The sequence below is a fragment of the Nonomuraea sp. C10 genome, assembly GCF_008017515.1.
Taxonomy (GTDB): domain Bacteria; phylum Actinomycetota; class Actinomycetes; order Streptosporangiales; family Streptosporangiaceae; genus Nonomuraea; species Nonomuraea ferruginea.
Map to the genome: position 1 here is coordinate 3,629,745 of NZ_VPFF01000001.1, position 17,059 is coordinate 3,646,803.

At 71.2% G+C, this 17,059-nt stretch carries 14 protein-coding genes; 4 read left to right on the top strand and 10 right to left on the bottom strand.

Annotated features, from left to right (window positions below; all coding sequences use genetic code 11):
- Positions 1-9: 9 nt before the first annotated feature.
- Both rpoB and FR742_RS16590 read right to left on the bottom strand, forming a co-directional pair.
- Positions 10-3,465: a DNA-directed RNA polymerase subunit beta gene (gene rpoB / locus FR742_RS16585; RefSeq protein ID WP_222708955.1), complete on the bottom strand. Its 3,456-nt coding sequence runs from the start codon at positions 3,463-3,465 to the stop codon at positions 10-12.
- A 157-nt stretch (positions 3,466-3,622) separates the two neighbouring features.
- Positions 3,623-4,672, bottom strand: a complete 1,050-nt coding sequence (locus FR742_RS16590; protein WP_148031780.1) for an Acg family FMN-binding oxidoreductase — start codon at positions 4,670-4,672, stop codon at positions 3,623-3,625.
- Between the two features lie 162 nt (positions 4,673-4,834).
- Here FR742_RS16590 and FR742_RS16595 point away from each other — a divergent pair, with 162 nt between their 5' ends.
- Together FR742_RS16595 and FR742_RS16600 are read left to right on the top strand one after the other, a co-directional pair.
- Positions 4,835-5,275, top strand: coding sequence for a helix-turn-helix transcriptional regulator (locus tag FR742_RS16595; RefSeq protein ID WP_148031781.1), 441 nt, complete (start codon positions 4,835-4,837; stop codon positions 5,273-5,275).
- 10 nt (positions 5,276-5,285) lie between these two features.
- Entirely contained in the window at positions 5,286-5,696 is a 411-nt protein-coding gene (locus FR742_RS16600) for a VOC family protein (protein WP_148031782.1), read from the top strand.
- Between the two features lie 34 nt (positions 5,697-5,730).
- Here FR742_RS16600 and FR742_RS16605 read toward each other — a convergent pair whose 3' ends face one another.
- Both FR742_RS16605 and FR742_RS16610 read right to left on the bottom strand, forming a co-directional pair.
- On the bottom strand, positions 5,731-6,831 hold the full coding sequence (locus FR742_RS16605) for a WXG100 family type VII secretion target (RefSeq protein WP_222708956.1): 1,101 nt from the start codon (positions 6,829-6,831) through the stop codon (positions 5,731-5,733).
- Positions 6,831-7,127, bottom strand: coding sequence for a hypothetical protein (locus FR742_RS16610; RefSeq protein ID WP_148031783.1), 297 nt, complete (start codon positions 7,125-7,127; stop codon positions 6,831-6,833). The genes FR742_RS16605 and FR742_RS16610 overlap by 1 nt, the downstream gene beginning before the upstream one ends.
- A gap of 208 nt (positions 7,128-7,335) precedes the next feature.
- On the opposite strand from FR742_RS16610, the gene FR742_RS44575 reads away from it, so the two are divergent.
- Together FR742_RS44575 and FR742_RS16620 are read left to right on the top strand one after the other, a co-directional pair.
- Entirely contained in the window at positions 7,336-7,932 is a 597-nt protein-coding gene (locus FR742_RS44575; protein WP_261808862.1) for a TetR/AcrR family transcriptional regulator, read from the top strand.
- Between the two features lie 9 nt (positions 7,933-7,941).
- On the top strand, positions 7,942-8,910 hold the full coding sequence (locus FR742_RS16620; protein WP_187281175.1) for a phosphotransferase: 969 nt from the start codon (positions 7,942-7,944) through the stop codon (positions 8,908-8,910).
- Positions 8,911-9,061: 151 nt separating this feature from the next.
- On the opposite strand, the gene FR742_RS16625 is transcribed toward FR742_RS16620, so the two are convergent.
- The 6 genes from FR742_RS16625 to FR742_RS16660 all read right to left on the bottom strand — a co-directional run bounded on the left by FR742_RS16625 (position 9,062) and on the right by FR742_RS16660 (position 17,033).
- Positions 9,062-10,339 carry a TIGR04053 family radical SAM/SPASM domain-containing protein gene (locus FR742_RS16625; protein WP_261808574.1) on the bottom strand — a complete coding sequence of 426 codons (1,278 nt, stop codon included), beginning with the start codon at positions 10,337-10,339 and terminating at the stop codon, positions 9,062-9,064.
- A gap of 17 nt (positions 10,340-10,356) precedes the next feature.
- Positions 10,357-10,830 carry a hypothetical protein gene (locus FR742_RS16630; protein WP_148031785.1) on the bottom strand — a complete coding sequence of 158 codons (474 nt, stop codon included), beginning with the start codon at positions 10,828-10,830 and terminating at the stop codon, positions 10,357-10,359.
- Positions 10,831-10,975: 145 nt separating this feature from the next.
- Entirely contained in the window at positions 10,976-12,433 is a 1,458-nt protein-coding gene (locus tag FR742_RS16635; RefSeq protein ID WP_148031786.1) for a glycoside hydrolase family 43 protein, read from the bottom strand.
- A 148-nt stretch (positions 12,434-12,581) separates the two neighbouring features.
- Positions 12,582-15,185 (bottom strand): CBM35 domain-containing protein, encoded by a 2,604-nt coding sequence (locus FR742_RS44580; RefSeq protein WP_187281176.1) that lies wholly within the window; start codon positions 15,183-15,185, stop codon positions 12,582-12,584.
- Positions 15,186-15,216: 31 nt separating this feature from the next.
- The gene (locus tag FR742_RS16655) at positions 15,217-16,089 is read right to left on the bottom strand and encodes a carbohydrate ABC transporter permease (RefSeq protein ID WP_222708957.1); all 873 of its coding nucleotides are present in this window, start codon (positions 16,087-16,089) and stop codon (positions 15,217-15,219) included.
- Positions 16,086-17,033, bottom strand: coding sequence for a carbohydrate ABC transporter permease (locus FR742_RS16660; RefSeq protein ID WP_222708958.1), 948 nt, complete (start codon positions 17,031-17,033; stop codon positions 16,086-16,088). The genes FR742_RS16655 and FR742_RS16660 overlap by 4 nt, the downstream gene beginning before the upstream one ends.
- Positions 17,034-17,059 lie beyond the last annotated feature (26 nt).

Sequence of the window (17,059 nt, forward strand, 5' to 3'; positions counted from 1 at the left end):
GAGCCCGGGTCAGACCTCTTCCACGCTGCTCGGCTCACGCCGGGACAGGTCGATGCCGAGCTCCTCCGCGGCGCGGAAGACGTCCTCGTCGGTGTCGCGCATCTCGATGGACATGCCGTCGCTGGAGAGCACCTCGACGTTGAGGCAGAGCGACTGCATCTCCTTGATCAGCACCTTGAAGGACTCCGGGATGCCGGGCTCGGGGATGTTCTCGCCCTTGACGATGGCCTCGTAGACCTTCACCCGGCCGAGAACGTCGTCGGACTTGATGGTCAGCAGCTCCTGCAGGGCGTAGGCGGCGCCGTAGGCCTCCAGCGCCCACACCTCCATCTCACCGAAGCGCTGGCCGCCGAACTGGGCCTTACCGCCGAGCGGCTGCTGGGTGATCATGGAGTACGGGCCGGTCGACCGCGCGTGGATCTTGTCGTCGACCAGGTGGTGGAGCTTCAGGATGTAGATGTAGCCCACGGCGATGGGGTGCGGGAACGGCTCGCCGGAGCGGCCGTCGAACAGCCGGGCCTTCCCGCTGCGCTCCACCAGCCGGTCGCCGTCGCGGTTGGGCACGGTGCTGTCGAGCAGACCGATGATCTCCTCTTCGTGGGCGCCGTCGAAGACGGGCGTGGCCACGTTGGTGCCGGGCTCGACGCGTTCGAAGCCCTTCTCGCGCAGCCGCTCGGCCCACGCCTCCTGGATGCCGGTGATGTCCCAGCCCCGGGCGGCGATCCACCCCAGATGGGTCTCCAGCACCTGGCCCACGTTCATCCGGCCGGGCACGCCCAGCGGGTTGAGGATGATGTCGACCGGCGTGCCGTCCTCCAGGAACGGCATGTCCTCCACCGGCAGGATCTTCGAGATGACGCCCTTGTTGCCGTGACGGCCGGCCAGCTTGTCACCGTCGGTGATCTTACGCTTCTGCGCCACGTACACGCGCACCAGCTCGTTGACCCCCGGCGGCAGCTCGTCGCCCTCCTCACGGGAGAACACCCGAACCCCGATGACCTTGCCCTGCTCACCGTGCGGCACCTTCAGCGAGGTGTCACGCACCTCACGCGCCTTCTCACCGAAGATCGCCCGCAGCAGCCGCTCCTCCGGAGTCAGCTCGGTCTCACCCTTCGGCGTGACCTTGCCGACCAGGATGTCGCCGGGAACCACCTCGGCGCCGATCCGGATGATGCCGCGCTCGTCGAGATCGGCCAGCACCTCCTCGGAGACGTTCGGGATGTCCCGGGTGATCTCCTCAGGGCCCAGCTTCGTGTCACGGGCGTCGACCTCGTGCTCCTCGATGTGGATCGAGGACAGCACGTCGTCCTGCACCAGCCGCTGGGACAGGATGATCGCGTCTTCGTAGTTGTGGCCCTCCCACGGCATGAACGCCACCAGGAGGTTCTTGCCCAGCGCCATCTCGCCGTTCTCGGTGCAGGGACCGTCGGCGATGACCTGGTTGACCTCGATCCGGTCACCCTCGGCCACGATCGGCTTCTGGTTGAACGAGGTGCCCTGGTTGGACCGCTTGAACTTGGCCACCCGGTAGGTGGTGCGGGTGCCGTCGTCGTTGGCCACGGTGATGTAATCCGCCGAGACCTCCTCGGCCACCCCTGCCTTCTCCGCGATCACCATGTCGCCGGGATCGGTCGCGGCACGGTATTCCATGCCGGTGCCGACCAGCGGCGCCTCGCTCTTGAGCAGCGGTACCGACTGGCGCATCATGTTGGCGCCCATGAGCGCGCGGTTGGCGTCGTCGTGCTCCAGGAACGGGATCATCGCGGTGGCGACCGACACCATCTGGCGCGGCGACACGTCCATGTAGTGCACGTCGTCGGAGCGTACGTACTCGAACTCGCCGCCCTTGGTGCGGACCAGCACGCGCCGTTCGGCGAACCCGCCGTCGGCCGACAGCGGGGAGTTGGCCTGGGCGATGACGTAGCGGTCTTCCTCGTCGGCGGTGAGGTACACGATCTGGTCGGTCACCTTGCTGTCGACGACCTTGCGGTAAGGCGTCTCGATGAAGCCGAACGGGTTGAGCCTGGCGAATGAGGCGAGCGAGCCGATCAGGCCGATGTTGGGGCCTTCGGGAGTCTCGATCGGGCACATCCGGCCGTAGTGGGACGGGTGCACGTCGCGGACCTCCATGCCCGCCCGCTCACGCGACAGACCACCGGGGCCGAGCGCGTTCAGCCGCCGCTTGTGCGTCAGGCCGGCCAGCGGGTTGGTGTGGTCCATGAACTGGGACAGCTGGGAGGTGCCGAAGAACTCCTTGATCGACGCCACCACCGGGCGGATGTTGATCAGGGTCTGCGGCGTGATCGCCTCGACGTCCTGCGTGGTCATCCGCTCGCGGACGACGCGCTCCATGCGGGCCAGGCCCAGGCGGACCTGGTTCTGGATGAGCTCGCCGACGCTGCGGATGCGGCGGTTGCCGAAGTGGTCGATGTCGTCGACCTCCACGACGGCCTCACCCATCGAGGTCTCGCCGGCGTGCAGCCGCACCAGGTATTCGATGATCGAGACGATGTCTTCCTCGGTCAGCGTGCCCTGGGAGATGTCGGCGCCGACGCCGAGCTTCTTGTTGATCTTGTAGCGGCCGACCTTCGCCAGGTCGTAACGCTTCGGGTTGAAATACAGGTTCTCCAGCAGGGTCTGCGCCGACTCCTTGGTCGGCGGCTCACCCGGCCGCAGCTTGCGGTAGATGTCGAGCAGGGCGTCATCCTGACCCGCGGTGTGGTCCTTCTCCAGCGTGGCGCGCATGGACTCGTAACGGCCGAACCGCTCGAGAATCTGCTCGCTGGTCCACCCCAGTGCCTTGAGAAGCACGGTGACGGCCTGCTTGCGCTTACGGTCGATGCGCACACCGACGCTGTCGCGCTTGTCGATCTCGAACTCCAGCCAGGCACCCCGCGACGGGATGACCTTGCAGCCGAACAGATCCTTGTCGGAGGTCTTGTCGACACTGCGGTCGAAATAGACCCCCGGCGAACGCACCAGCTGCGAGACCACGACACGCTCGGTGCCGTTGATGATGAACGTGCCCTTCGGCGTCATGAGCGGGAAATCACCCATGAACACCGTCTGGCTCTTGATCTCACCGGTGGTGTTATTGATGAACTCCGCCGTGACGAACATCGGGGCGGAGTAGGTCATGTCCTTGTCTTTGCACTCGTCTACGGAGTACTTGGGCGGCTCGAACCGGTGGTCGCGGAACGACAAGGACATGGTCCCCGAGAAGTCCTCGATGGGACTGATCTCTTCGAAGATCTCTTCGAGGCCCGACTGGGTCGGGACGTCCTTGCGACCGGCCTGGCGAGCCGCCTCGACCCGGCCCTTCCACTTCTCGTTGCCGAGCAGCCAGTCGAACGACTCGGTCTGCAGAGCGAGAAGGTCAGGAACTTCGAGCGGCTCCTGGATACGCGAGAAAGAGACGCGACGGGGACCAGCGGGTACGGCGGAGGCGTTGCGCGAGGCTGCCAACAGATGTCCTTCCGGAGAACACGGATGGAGTCGAGCTGCGCGCACACCGAAAGCCCCGGCGGAAATCCGGGGCGGCGTGGCAGCGCGAGGGAGCATCATAACGCACTCGGGAAACGAATGTCCACGCGTACTAAAAGCGTCAACCTCGGTGCCGCCCTCAGAATGTCACAGCACGAGGCGGCTCGTCAACTCCGGCGATCGCGCTCCGTCCCACCGGCTCGCGCGCGGCCTCCACCGGGTCGAGCACCTCGAACGCCGGGCGGCGCGGCACTCTCGGGACCGGTGGCCCGTACCCGAGCCTGATCAGCATCTGGACGTGGCCCAGCGGCCCGGCGCGGTCGCCGGAGTGCTGGGCGGGCCGCAGGTCGAGCGGCTGGCTGAACAGCGACGCCGCCACGCCGCGCGCGGTCGCGGTGAGCAGCACCCGCTGGAGCGCCTGCCCGGCGCGCAGCCAGTCGAGCGGCCCGTCACCCCTGGTGAACAGGGCCGCGAGCTGCGGATCGGCCTCGAAGGCGGCGCTCGGCGCGCCCTCCGCGTGCCGCCCCTCCCCCAGGCGGAAGTCCCGCATGGGCAGCTCGCCGTCGCGCGGGCGGGGGCCGACGGCGTGCCGGGGCACGCCGTCGCGGCGGCCGGGAGCCGTCCAGCGGGCGAGCTCGGCGCGGTAGGACTCCTCGGCGGCGAGCGTGGCCTCGGCCGCGCCGATCATGCCGAGCACGCGCCGGGCCGTCCGGCCCTTCAGCAGGACCAGCGTGGCGCCCTCCGCGTGCGCGGCGTGGACCAGCTCCACCAGGACCGCGGTGGGCAGCCGGCGGCCGTCGAAGGGGAAGCGGTTGGTGCGCCGGTGCGGAATCATCTCGTACAGCAGGCGCTCGTCCTGGCCGGGCGGCCCCGCGGGGACGGCGCGCACACGGGCCAGCAGGTCGGGGCGGTGGGCGGGGTCGGGCAGCGTCACGACGTGGGCGTCGTGCCCGGTCATCCGGACCGCCAGCCGGAGGTTGCACAGCGCGGCCCCGCAGCTGACGCCGAGCCCGCGGCCCAGCGGGTCGGTGACCCGGAGCAGCCTGCCGAGGTCGGCGTACAGCTCCATGGTCTCTTCGTCGGCGCAGCGGAAGCGCCATGGCTGGGTGTTGTGCACCGACGGCGCCGCGGCGGCGGCGTTCACCATCCGGCTCACGCCGCCGGGTGTCGCGAACGGGGGCGCGGTCATCGGGACGTCTCCGGTGCGGGGATGACAGGTGACATGGGCCTACGATCCCGCGCCCGGCCGCGGTCTCGTCAGGGACCAAAGGCCCGGGGATCGCCGCCGATGGCCCGTTCGCGGCCTGGCCCCACGGGCTCGCGGGCTACGGGGTCGTTATACGCTGGCGTCATGACCCCGCAGGATCTCGACAACCTCACCCACCTGCGGCGGGCGCGGGATCTGATCGACCGGGAGTACGCGCGTCCGCTCGACGTGCCGACGATGGCCCGTCACGCGCTCATGTCTCCGGCCCACTTCTCCCGGCAGTTCCGGGCCGCCTACGGCGAGACGCCTTACAGCTACCTCATGACCCGCCGCATCGAGCGGGCGATGGCGCTGCTGCGCGCGGGCGCCAGCGTGACCGACGCGTGCATGGCGGTCGGCTGTACCTCGCTCGGCTCGTTCAGCTCGCGGTTCACCGAGCTGCTGGGTGAGACGCCGAGCGCCTACCGCGCCAGGGAGCACCACGCCGTGTCGGCGATGCCGCCGTGCGTGGCGAAGATCCGCACCCGCCCGGCCAGAAACGCTTCGAGCACGATCCGAGAAGCGCGCCGCGAATCCGCCGCCTAGCGTTGCCGGCATGACCATCGCCTTGCAGTACTGCCACATCAGTGTCAACGACGTCGACGAGTCGCTCGCCTTCTACCGCGACGGGCTCGGCCTCGAGGTGCGCAACGACGTCCCGTCCGGCGAGTTCCGCTGGGTCACCCTCGGCAGCCCTGACCAGCCGGGCGTGGAGATCGTGATCTCCACGCCGCACGCCGGCCGGTCCCAGGAGGACGGCGACGCCCTCCAGGAGCTGCTCGTCAAGGGCGCCCTGCCGATGATCATCTTCCGCACCGACGATCTCGACGCGACCTTCGAAAGGGTCCGGGCGACCGGCGCGGAGGTGCTCCAGGAGCCCATCGACCAGCCCTGGGGCCCGCGCGACTGCGCGTTCCGCGACCCCTCGGGCAACATGCTGCGGATCTCGCAGGAGCCGAAGGCCTGACCGCGCCCCCGGAGCGGTGGCCGGCCCGAGAGGGTCAGGTGAAGCGGCGGTAGCTGACGGGCCGCCCGTCGGCGGCGACGCTCGCCACCATGACCTCGGACCCCGGCCGGGGCGCGTGGATCATCTGGCCGTTGCCGATGTAGACGCCCACGTGGCCGGCCGGGTGGCCGAAGAAGACCATGTCGCCGGGTTGCGGGGTGCTGACCGGCTTGCCGCTCGCCTGGTATCCGGCGGCGGTCGTGTCGCCGATCTTCACGCCCGCCTGGTTGAGTGTGTAGTAGACGAGCCCGCTGCAGTCGAAGGCGCTCGGCCCGTTGGCCCCCCACACGTACGGCTTGCCGAGGTGCATGCGGGCGGCCTCGACGATGCGGTCGCCGGTGGCGGTGCCCGGCGCGAACGACAGCGGTTGCGGCGGCGCGCCGGAGCCGCCCGCGTACGAGGTGGTCCCGGTGCCCGGACCGGTCGCGGAGTACGGAGTGGTCCCGCCGGGCGGTGTGCCGTCGCCCCCGCTCTGGTACGTCGTCCTCATGAAGTCGTCCGGCAGCGTCGACGGCTCCCACACGACGGTGTGGCCCGGCGCCGGCACGAACGTCTGGTCGCCGGGCGCCTTGATGGCCGCGAAGGTCGACTCGTGGTCGTCCAGGTAGCCCTGGATCTTGGTCATGGCGGTGGTGACGGCGGTGTTGGCCTCCGTCTTGTGCGGCGTGGCGGCGTCGATCGCGTTGCCGACCTCGGTGGCGACGGCGTCGCTGTCGTCGCTGTGCTCGTCGGCGTACTCGACCAGGCGGTTGCAGATCGACGTGATCTCCGACTCGGCCGTCTCCAGCGCCCCGGCCGCCGTGTCGAGAGAGGCGGCGCTGTCCTCCAGCACGTCGTGGAGCGCGGTCCCCGCCTTGTCGTACTTGCCCATGTACCCGTCGAAGGCGTCGGCCGACGCGCCCTCCCAGGCGGTGTCGACGTCGTTGACCGCGGTGGTGACGCGCCCGGTCTGCTCGCTCACCGTGCCCGCGGCGGACCGCCACCTGGTGGCGATGGCGCGGATGTCCTCGGGGTTGCCGCTGACGCTGCGCAGGATGTCGGCGAGCTCCCCGCTGCGCGAGCCGGGCAGTTGCGAGATCTGGGTGGCCAGGTCCATCAGGCCGCCGCGCCGCTGGCGTTGTTGGCGGTGCGGACGTTCTGCTCCACCTTGTCCAGGGCGCGCTCCACGCCTCTGAGCTTCCTGCCGGCGTGGCCGAGCTCGGTGTCGACCGTGTTCTCGACGTCGTCGACGAGGGTCGCCAGGCCGGAGGAGTCGGTCAGCTTGCCGAAGATCGACGAACTCGTGCCCGTGACCGGATAGTCGTCGCCCAGTTCGGAGAGCCGGCTGGCCGCCTTACGCGCGGCCGACGCGCACTCTTCAAGCGCCTGGAAGTGGAGGCCGAGGTCCGCCACCGACTGCTCCCCCCGCACTTTTCGCCATGATGTCCTTGCCGCAGACCATATTGCCTCAACATCAACAACAAGCGCATCTGTCCTGGAAGATCCGCACGGCCGGAACCGCTCAGTCGCGGAACCCGCCTCCGCCGTTGACGCTCCAGACCTTCGGCGGCGATGTCGGCGACGCCGCAACGTATCCGTACATCACTGTACGTTTCTGCTTATCGTAGGGTTCCGGGCTCAGGCGGCGCGACGCCGTGCGGAACCGCGGGCGGCTGCTCGCGGCCGCCCGGCGGTCTTCGCGGAGCACGGGCACGAGGTGGCGCTGGCGGAGATCGCGCGGGCGGCCGACGTCAGCCGCACGACCCTCTACCGCACCTTCGGCTCCAGGGAGGAGCTCGCGGCGACGGTCTACGAGGACAACATCGTCCGGATCGAGGAACGCGCCGCGGAGCTGCGGGGCAGCGATTCCGGGGCCTTGGAGCTGTTCGAGTTCGTGCTCGACATGCAGCTCGCCAGCCGCTCGATCGCGCCGATCCTGCCGCGCTCGGCCGGCCGCTTCGACGATCTCGCCGCCCGTACGGCGGACGCCTTCCGGACGCTCGTCGAGGACGCCGCCCGTGCGGGCACGGTCCCCGAGGGCGTCGGCCTCACGGAGGTGCTGCTCGCGATCCGGATGGCCGAGGTCTTCGCCGCCGAGGAGGACGCCGGCGTCCGCGCCCGCCACCACGCCCGCGGCCGGGTGGTGCTGCGCCACGGCCTGTTCCCCGGCGAGGTCGTCGCCCGCCTGCCCGAGCAGCCGGTCGGCCGCCGGGGTTAACCTGGGCCGATGGAAGATCTTCCGGACGGGTTCGGCGAGGCCGACCTGGTGGCGGCGCTGCGGGAGTTCGGCGTGGCGGCCGAACAGGTCGCGTACGCGCCGGTGGGGTTCGGCGACTACCACTGGACGGTGCTCGACACCGGCGGCCGGCGGTGGTTCGCCACGGTGTCGGACCCGGCGCGCAAGGAGCACGGGCTGCCAGGGCTGAGGCGGGCCATGGAGACCGCGGCGGTGCTGCGCGAGCGTGACGGGCTGGAGTTCGTGGTGGCTCCGGTACGGTCCCGCGGCGGCGATCCGGTGATGGCGGCGGGGCCGCGGTACGCGGTGACCGTCTTCCCTTGGGAAGCGGGCATGTCCGGTCATTTCAGGCAGGAGCAGACGCCCGAGGAGCGCGACCGGTTGCTGGCGCTGCTCGCTGACCTGCACGGCCGCGTCCCGCCGGAGACGACGCCCGTCGCCGTCCTGGACGTGCCGGGGCGCGACCGGCTGGTGGAGTCGCTGGCGGACCCGGGCGGTGACGGACCGTTCTCGGCGGAGGCGGGCGTGCTGCTCAGGAAGCACGCCGGTGCCGTGCTGGAGCGGCTGGCCGAGTTCGACAAGCTGGCCGGACGGGTGCGCGGGCGCGGGGACGGGCTCGTGGTCACGCACGGTGAGCCGCATCCCGGCAACCTGATCAGGCGCGACGACGGCCGGCTGCTGCTGGTGGACTGGGACACGGTCGGGCTGGCGGTGCCCGAGCGCGACCTGGCCGTGGTCTCTCCCGACCCGGCCGCGCTGGACGCCTACGTACGGGCCACCGGCAGGCAGGTGGACGTGGCGGCGATCGCGCTCTACCGGCTGCGGTGGGCGCTGGCCGACGTGGCGGACTTCGCCGTACTGCTGTGCGGGCCGCACACGCGCACGCCGGACACCGAGACCGCCAGACACGGGCTCGCCTGGACGGTCGAACGCCTCGCCGAGGGACCATGGTCGCCTTGAGCGGCCGTGGCCGGTCCACGACGCGTACCAACCAGCTCGGACCGTGATCGCCCTGAGCCACCACGGCCCGTCCACGACGCGTGCTGCCCGCTGCGGAGCGCCGGGGACGGGTAGGCGCTCGGCTCTGCCGAGGCCGCCTCCCGTGAGGGCCCTACCTCTCTCGGGCCTCTTCCTGCGGGAGGTAGGGCGTGAGCTCCCGCTGGTAGGGGAAGCTGCCCGGCTGGTAGCCGCACCAGGGCTCCTCGGCGAACACGTCGCCCGTGCAGGCGTACGCGCGAGAGCGTGAACCGCCGCAGACGGCCCGGAACTCGCAGGCGCCGCAGCGTCCGGAGAGCCGCCCGGGATCGCGCAGCGCGCGGAACAGCGGAGCGTTCCGGTAGATCTCGGTCAGCGGCCGCTCGCGCACGTCGCCGCAGGCCACGGGGAGAAACCCGGACGGGTGCACGCTCCCGGTGTGGGAGACGAACACCAGGCCGCGACCGGCGTTGACGTCGACCGGCGGGCGGCGGGCCCGCCGCTCCCTGATCAGCCCGGCGCGCCGGGCGCGCCGCCGCAGATCCCGGTAGAGCGGACCGAGCCCGAGCTCGGCGGCATGGTCGGCGCCGCGTTCCGCCAGGATGAGCCGTTGTACGGCGACGCGCCGGAAGTGGTGTGCCTCGGTGGTCTTGACCGGGACGACGGTGCCGAGGTCGTGGACGAAGTGCAGCACGTCCTCGGCCTCCTGCGGGCTCAGCGCCGCGAGGGCCCTGCCGCGGCCGGTGGGTACGAGGAAGAAGACGCTCCACAGCATGGCGCCGTGGTCGCGTACCAGCCGGGCGATGTCCGGCAGCTGGGACAGGTTGCGGCGGGTCACTGTGGTGTTGATCTGCACCTTGAGCCCGGCTTGGCGCGCCGCCCGCCAGGCGGCCAGGGTGCGGGAGAACACGCCGTCGTAGCCGCGGAACTCGTCGTGGCGGGCGGCCGTGGCCGCGTCCACGCTGAGCGAGATCGCGGCCGCGCCGGCCTCGTGCAGCCTGCTGAGATTGGCGGGGGTGAGCGCGGGCGTGGCCGAGGGCGAGACGGAGGGGGCCAGGCCGAGCTCGCGGCCGTACCGTACGAGGTCGAACAGGTCGGGACGCTCGAAGGGGTCGCCTCCGGTGATCACGAACAGCGGCGCGGGACGGCCGAAGGCCGCGACCTGGCGCATCAGCTCCCGCGCCTCGTGCGTGCTCAGCTCGCCAGGATGGCGGTCGGGCCGGGCTTCGGCGCGGCAGTGCAGGCAGGCCAGCGGGCAGGCGCGGGTGGCCTCCCAGATGACGATGAACGGCGCGGCGCCGACGTCACGACGCGCACGCCGCAACGGCCGCGCCGTCAGAGCGGGGTCTGTGTCTGCGGCGGGGTGTGTGGCCGCGGTGAGGTCGGTGGTGGTGGAGGTGGGGTCGGTGGTCAAGGAGGTTGCTCCAGGGTTCAGGGGGCGAGGGCGATGCTCGCGGTGAGCAGGGCGGCGCCGGTGGCGGTCAGCAGCGCGCCCAGGCCGATGACCAGGGTGGTGACCTGCCATGCCTGGTAGGCGTTGAGCAGCGAGGCGCGCAGCATCTGCCCGGTGAAGGCCGTCTGGCGCAGCGCCGCGAGCTCGTCGTCACCGCCGGGCGCGGCCATCAGCTCGGCGCTCACCTGTGCGTAGGTCCGGCCGCCGGTGGCCGCCAGCACGTTGTCGCCGATCACGTCGGCGAACGCGCGGGCCTGAGGGCCGGTGACGACCGCCCGGCCGGCGAGCACGGCGGGCGGTCCCGTGCGGGGGAAGCTGATGCCTTGGCCGCGCAGTTCCCGGCGGATCTCCGCGCGCCCCCTGACCCCCTGGATCGCCATGACGGGTCCCGACAGCACCATCGCCGCGCCCACCGCGCCCAGCAGGGTCACCGCTGCCTGCAGCATGCTCACGTATCGCTCCTGACGTCGTCACGCTGGTGGGTCCGGCGTCGGCCGGACACCGCCCAGGTTTCCGGCGCGGGCCCGTGCACGGCAGGGACGAAAGTCCCGCGGCGGCGTCCGATGGACCATCTTCCGAACGCCTGCCCGATGGCCGTCAGCCGCCCACGACGCGGAAGGTGGCGTCGCCGCGACCCTGCGCGTCGGTGATCGGGTCGATCCTGAGCAGGTAGTTCGAATGCCGGAGGTACCGGTCGGGATAGTTGTACGACTGGAACGACGTCCACGACGAGGCGGCGAGCCCAGGGACCTGGCGGAAGGTGGCGTCCGCGGCGAAGACGACGGTGCCGTCGTCGGGCGCCAGCACCAGGTCGTACCCGTAGTGCCGCAGGTAGTAGCCGGGGTAGTTCACCGACGCGAAGGACACGTACCCGGAGCCGTTCGCCAGGCCCGGCACCAGCCGGAACTGCGCGTCCTGGGCCGGGCTGACGTTCGCGTCGAGGCGCACGTCGAAGTCCGCGTGCCGGACGTACCGGTCCTGGAGGTTGTACGACTGGATGCGATTGACCGGCAGGGTCGCGCCCCAGCGGCCGAGCACCCGGCCCTCCTCGGCGGCGGTCAGGCTGAGCACGGAGCCGTGCCGTTTGCGGCCGGCGCCCATGGCGTAGTCGGAGCGCGTGCGGAAGTTCCGCGTGCTGCCCAGGTTGGTCGAGGTGATGGGCATGTAGCCGCGGCCGGTGGCGAACTGGTCCAGCCAGAGCGCCCATTCGTCGCGGTCGTTGAACGTCATCCACATCGGGCCTTCCACGACGTTGCCGCCGCCGGTGCCGTTGGAGATGCCGAGGTGTGACAGGTTCCCGAGGCTGGTCCAGGAGCCGAGGATGGAGTTGGCGGCCTCGATCGAGATGTGCCCGTCGGCCGACGCCCGGTAGTAGCGGTACCCGCCGACGGCGCCGGGCACCTCGACGATCTGCGTGTCGATGATCCCCTGGGCGCCGCCGCGCTCGATGAACGGCTGCGGCGCGGTGAAGCTGCGGAAGTCGCTCGTGCGTACGTACCAGATGCGGTGCTTGGTCACGCCGTCGCGCGGCGAGTTGGTCGCCCAGTAGATGACGTAGTCGCCGGTGGCCGGGTTGTATATGGCCTCGGGCGCCCAGGCGTTGCCCGCGCCGGGGATGGCGCCGGCGACGTTGATCAGCCGTGGGGCCGACCAGTTCACCAGGTCGGCCGACTCCCACACGACGAGCGAGGTGCTCCCCCGGTTCGCGGCGTCGCTCCAGGACGTGCCGGCGGCGATGCGCAGGTCGGTGGCGACGATCCAGTAGCGGTCACCGGCGGGCGACCTGACCAGGGCGGGGTCGCGGACCCCGCGCGTGCCGACCGTGGAGCGCAGGACGAGCGCGCCGTTGTTCAGGTCGGTCCAGTGCAGCCCGTCGTCGCTGTGGGCGAGGTAGATCTGCTCCCCGTTGGCCGACTCCCCGGTGAAGTGCGCCATCAGATATCCGGTGAAAGGTTCCAGCGCGGCGGCCTCCTTCTGGTCGGCCACGGACAACGACGCGAACAGCAGGCAGGCGGCGGCGAGCACCGCGCCCAACCGGGAAAGGGCTCTCGACATGCGCGTCTCCTTCACCAGACGGGATGTTATCGCTAACATTTCGGAACGGATCACTCCCCCGGCATTCCCGCCAGTGTGATCGTCCGTACCGGGGCGGTCAATACCCGAGACGGCCCGCCGCACCTGGGGTGCGGCGGGCCGGCGGCGGTCAGCGTGCCTGGTTGTCCACGTCGAGGACGAGGCGCGCGAGCTCCACCCGATCGACGTTGGGGCCGTACGCGTCCGCGTTGCCCAGGACGATCGCGCCCCGCTCGGTGGTGAGGGTGAGGGGCGTCGCCTGCGGCCAGAAGTTGTCCCAGGCGTAGTTGTGCCGGAACACGCCGCGGACCGTCATGCCGCCGGTCTCGGTGATGTCGAGGAACCGGTTGATGACGTCGGTGTTGTAGGGGTGGCCGGTGTTGGTGTCGGCGTTGGCGTAGTGGACCAGCAGGACGTACGCGCCGGGGCCGAAGCCGGCCGGGCGCTCCAGCGTGAGCGTGTTGCCCGCGCCGTTGCCGAGGTAGCCGACGTACGCGCCCTCGGAGGCGTTCGAGCCGCTCGACGCGGGGACGGTGGTCACGTTCGCCGTGCCCGCGAGCGCGGCCCGCTCGGCCTCGACGCGGTGGACGGCGGTGTCGGCCCCCGCGGCCCGGACGGTCGCGACCCCGCGCAGCTCCAGACCCGCCGGGCCGCCCACGTCGACCGTGGAGACGCCGGCCGGCAGGTACACCCGCGCCCGGGAGGCGGCCTCACCGGGGCGCGTCGCCCGCAGGCCGGAGATCTCGCGCCCGTCGAGCCGGACCCGGAGGTCGCCGGCGCCGCGCGCCCGGTAGGAGAGCGTCAGGTCGTAGTAGCCGTCGTGGCCGGCGGCGACGAAGAACCTGGCGCGCGCGTCGCCGCCGAGGGCGACGGCGGGACCCTGGCCCTCGCGGGTGATCCGGGCGCCGCCGGACAGCCGCGCCTCGTCGGCGGCGTACGCCGCCCGCTCTTCCCCGGTGATCTCGGTGAGGTCGAACCTGTCGAGAGTGATGTCGCTGCCGGGCAGTCTGGTCGTGCCGTCGGCGCTGGTGCGCAGGGACAGTTGGTGGGTGCCGGCGGTCAGCTGGATCTCCACGTCGGTGCGGCCCCGGTAGGTCCAGCCGAGGTTCGCGGAGTACTGCACGATCTGGCGGAAGGCGCCGTCCACGAACAGGGCGTGCCTGCCCGGGGCCTTGTTCGCGCCCTGGTAGACACCGAGCCGGTAGCGGCCGTCGCGGGGGACGGTGACGGGGAACGTCACGGCGGAGCCGGTCTGGTTCATGGCGCCGACGTCCCGCTTGCCGGAGGTCGCGTACTTCTGCGGGTCCGCCGTGGTGTCCTGGTCGAAGGCCCGGGCCGCGGTGAGGGTGGCCGACTCCGCCTCGGCCGACGCCGTCCACGGCGCGTCCGGACTCGGGGCGGCGCCGCTGGAGGGGACGATCGTGACCCGGTAGGCGGCCATGACGTCGCCGCCGGGCAGGTCCACCTGGAGGCTGCCCGACGGCACGGCCGCGCGCCTGGCCGCGATCACGGGCGGCTTGAGAGCGTCGCCCTCGTACCCGGTCCAGGTCGTCCTGGACACGACGACGTCGACCTGGGTGCCGAAGACGTCCCGGCCGAGCCCGGAGACGTCGAGCCGGACCGGCTCGGAGCCGCCGCCGACGAGGATGGTGCCGCGCCGCGCCGAGGCGTCGACGGCGGCCACGGCCTGGACCGTGTCGGCCGCGTTCAGCCGCGGCGGGGTCGCCCTCACCGTCTCCCCGGTCAGGTCCGCGTACCACTTGAGCAGCCACCAGCCGCCGTTGGCCTGCCTGGTGCGGACGGCGTGGTCGTCGAGGTTGCCGGCGTAGGTCCAGTAGGCCATGTCGGCGTCGACCTTGGTGTCCTCGAACAGGGAGATCCACTGGATCATCTGGCCGGGGACGGACATGTCACGCCGGTTGCCGTACTCGTCGATGTTGACGGGCAGCGGGCCGAAGCCGAGCTCGCGTTCCAGCTGCCGGTAGTGCGCGTGGTGGGCGCGGTAGTCGGCGAGCCGGTCGCGCTGCAGTTCGTGCCAGGCCATGATGTCCGGCAGGCAGTTCCCCTCGGGGTCTCCCGCGCAGGTGGCGCCCTTGGCCCAGGTGAGGAAGTCGCGGAGGCGGCCGGGGTTGTAGCCCGCCTCGTTGGGGCCGACGATCCGGGCGGTGGGGTCGATCGACCGGATGCGCTCGAACACGGCCTTCCAGTCGCTGAAGAACTTCTGCTTCAGGGTGTTCCAGTTCTGGTACCAGATCAGGTCGGGCTCGTTGAACGGCACCCAGACGAACTTGTCCTTGTCGCGCGGCCGCTCCCGGACGACCTTGCGGACCATCGCGTCGACCTTGGCGAGGTAGTCGTCGATGCCGCGGTTCTCGTACGGCCACTGGCTGTAGACGTCCTGCATGTAGATGACGACCTCCTCACCGCCGGCGGCGAAGAAGGAGTCGGCCACGACGAGCGCGTCGCCGTTGGGGTGCTGGTCGCCGTCCGGCGCCTTCTGGGCGACGGTGCGCGGCCGGGCGCCCGCGAGCAGCGCATCCCCCGGCACGCCCGGGTCCGCCAGGCCGTAGAGCATGCCGGTCGCCCCGCCGTGGACGGGCCCGGTGCGCTGCGCGAAGTCCACCGTGACCACGTCGGGGGCGGCCGCCGCGCCCGCCGGGGCGGCGGTCAGGGCGGCGAGCGTCACGATGGCCGCCGCCGTGCAGGCATGCCGGAGTAACGGATGGAGGTGCATGGCTGTCCTCTCCTGAAGGGGGGTGATGCGCTTACTTGACGGCGCCGCCGGTGATCCCGGAGATGATCCTGCGCTGCGCGAGGGCGAAGACGGCCAGCAGCGGGAGGCTCATCAGGATGATGTAGGCGAAGATCAGGTGCCAGTTGTTGAGATACAGGCCGGCGTTGGCGACTTGGAACAGGTTGAGCGGCAGCGTGTCGAGGCGGCCGCCGACGACGAAGAAGGCGTAGAAGACGTCGTTCCACACGTACAGGCAGATGAGGATGGTCGCCGTGGCCAGGACCGGGCGCAGCAGGGGCAGGATGACCGAGACGAACACGCGTACGGGTCCCGCGCCGTCCATCCGGGCCGCCTCCTCCAGCGACAGCGGCACGGTCCTGATGAAGCCGGTCACGAAGAAGATGACGGTCGACAGGTAGATGCCGGCGTAGACGCCGATCATGCCGGCGGCGCTGCCGGCCAGGCCGAGCTGGCGAAGCAGGAGCACGATGGTGACGACGGCGGGCGGCAGCACGATGCCGCTGATGGCGAGCGCGTACAGCACCGCGTTGAGCCGGCCGGCGCGGCGGGCCAGGATCCACGACGCCATCGAGCCGAGCGTGAGCACCAGCGCGACGGACGGGACGACGACGAGCAGGCTGCCGAGGAAGGCCGCCGGCACCTCGCCCTGCTGCCAGACCTGGGCGAGGTTCTCCCCCAGCCGCCAGCGCGCGGGCGGGGAGAGGTCCGGCGACAGGGCCTCGCCCTGGGACTTGCCTGCGGTCACGACGATCAGCCACAGCGGCACGCCCATGACGGGCACGACGAGCGCGACGACGGCGATGGGGCGCAGCCGCGCGGCGAGCCCTCGGGAACGGGACGGCGGGACGCGGCGGCGGACGGCGCCGAAGGCCGGAACTGTCACGTGATGTCCTCCCTCTTGCGCAGGACGCGGATGACCGGGAAGGCCAGCAGGGCCACCATCAGGAAGAGCACCAGGCTCATGGCGGTGGCCTGGGCGAACAGGCCCTGGCCGAAGGTGCGGTAGATGAAGATGTTGAGGATCTCGGTGCTGCGCGCGGGCCCGCCGCCGGTGAGCGCCTGGACGATGTCGAAGCCGTTCATGGAGCCGAGCAGCGCGGTGGCGACGTTGAAGGTGACGGCCGGGGCCAGCAGCGGGAAGCGGACCGACCAGAAGGCCTGCCAGGGCGAGGCGCCGTCGATGCGGGCGGCCTCGGTGACGTCCTCCGGGATGGTCTTGAGCCCGGCCAGGTAGATGAGCATCGACAGGCCCATCCACTTCCAGGCGTGGATGGCGGCGGCCAGGACGAGCGTCCAGGTGGTGCTGCCCAGCCAGGCGACGGTCACGGGCTGCCCGGTCACGGCCGAGAGCAGGTCGTTGAGGCTGCCGTCCGGCTTGAGCAGGGCCTGGAAGACGTACCCGACGGCCAGCGCGGACATCAGCACGGGGATGAGGAAGATCAGCCGGGCGGTCCGGTTGAGCCAGGTGTCCTTCTCCAGCAGGACGGCCAGGCCGAAGCCGAACAGGTTCTGGAACAGCGCCACCAGCGCGGCGTAGACCACCGTGACGCGCAGCGAGGCGACCAGGGTGCCGTCCGACAACAGGAAGCCGAAGTTGTCGAAGCCGGCGGGACGGATGTCGCTCTTGAAGCTGGACCAGTCGGTGAAGGCGTAGACGAAGTTGAACAGCGTGGGCAGGAAGAAGAACACGAACAGCAGGGCGAACGCCGGCGCGAGGAACCACATCGGGTGCGTGCGGCCGCGCCCGGCCCCGGCGGGCCCCTGCCGTCTGCCGGGCGCGCCGCGTGCTGCGGGCGGGTGGGTGAGCGTCTCCTGACCGGTCGGCACGAGCGGCTCCTTGGTGAGAGCGGCGG

What these genes read in the sequence shown, in the direction of transcription:
- FR742_RS44580 (WP_187281176.1), bottom strand. Translation starts at nt 15,185, where the DNA reads ATGCACCTCCATCCGTTACTCCGGCATGCCTGCACGGCGGCGGCCATC.
- FR742_RS16595 (WP_148031781.1), top strand. Translation starts at nt 4,835, where the DNA reads ATGACCCCGCAGGATCTCGACAACCTCACCCACCTGCGGCGGGCGCGG.
- FR742_RS16635 (WP_148031786.1), bottom strand. Translation starts at nt 12,433, where the DNA reads ATGTCGAGAGCCCTTTCCCGGTTGGGCGCGGTGCTCGCCGCCGCCTGC.
- FR742_RS16590 (WP_148031780.1), bottom strand. Translation starts at nt 4,672, where the DNA reads ATGACCGCGCCCCCGTTCGCGACACCCGGCGGCGTGAGCCGGATGGTG.
- FR742_RS16605 (WP_222708956.1), bottom strand. Translation starts at nt 6,831, where the DNA reads ATGGACCTGGCCACCCAGATCTCGCAACTGCCCGGCTCGCGCAGCGGG.
- FR742_RS16620 (WP_187281175.1), top strand. Translation starts at nt 7,942, where the DNA reads ATGGAAGATCTTCCGGACGGGTTCGGCGAGGCCGACCTGGTGGCGGCG.
- FR742_RS16600 (WP_148031782.1), top strand. Translation starts at nt 5,286, where the DNA reads ATGACCATCGCCTTGCAGTACTGCCACATCAGTGTCAACGACGTCGAC.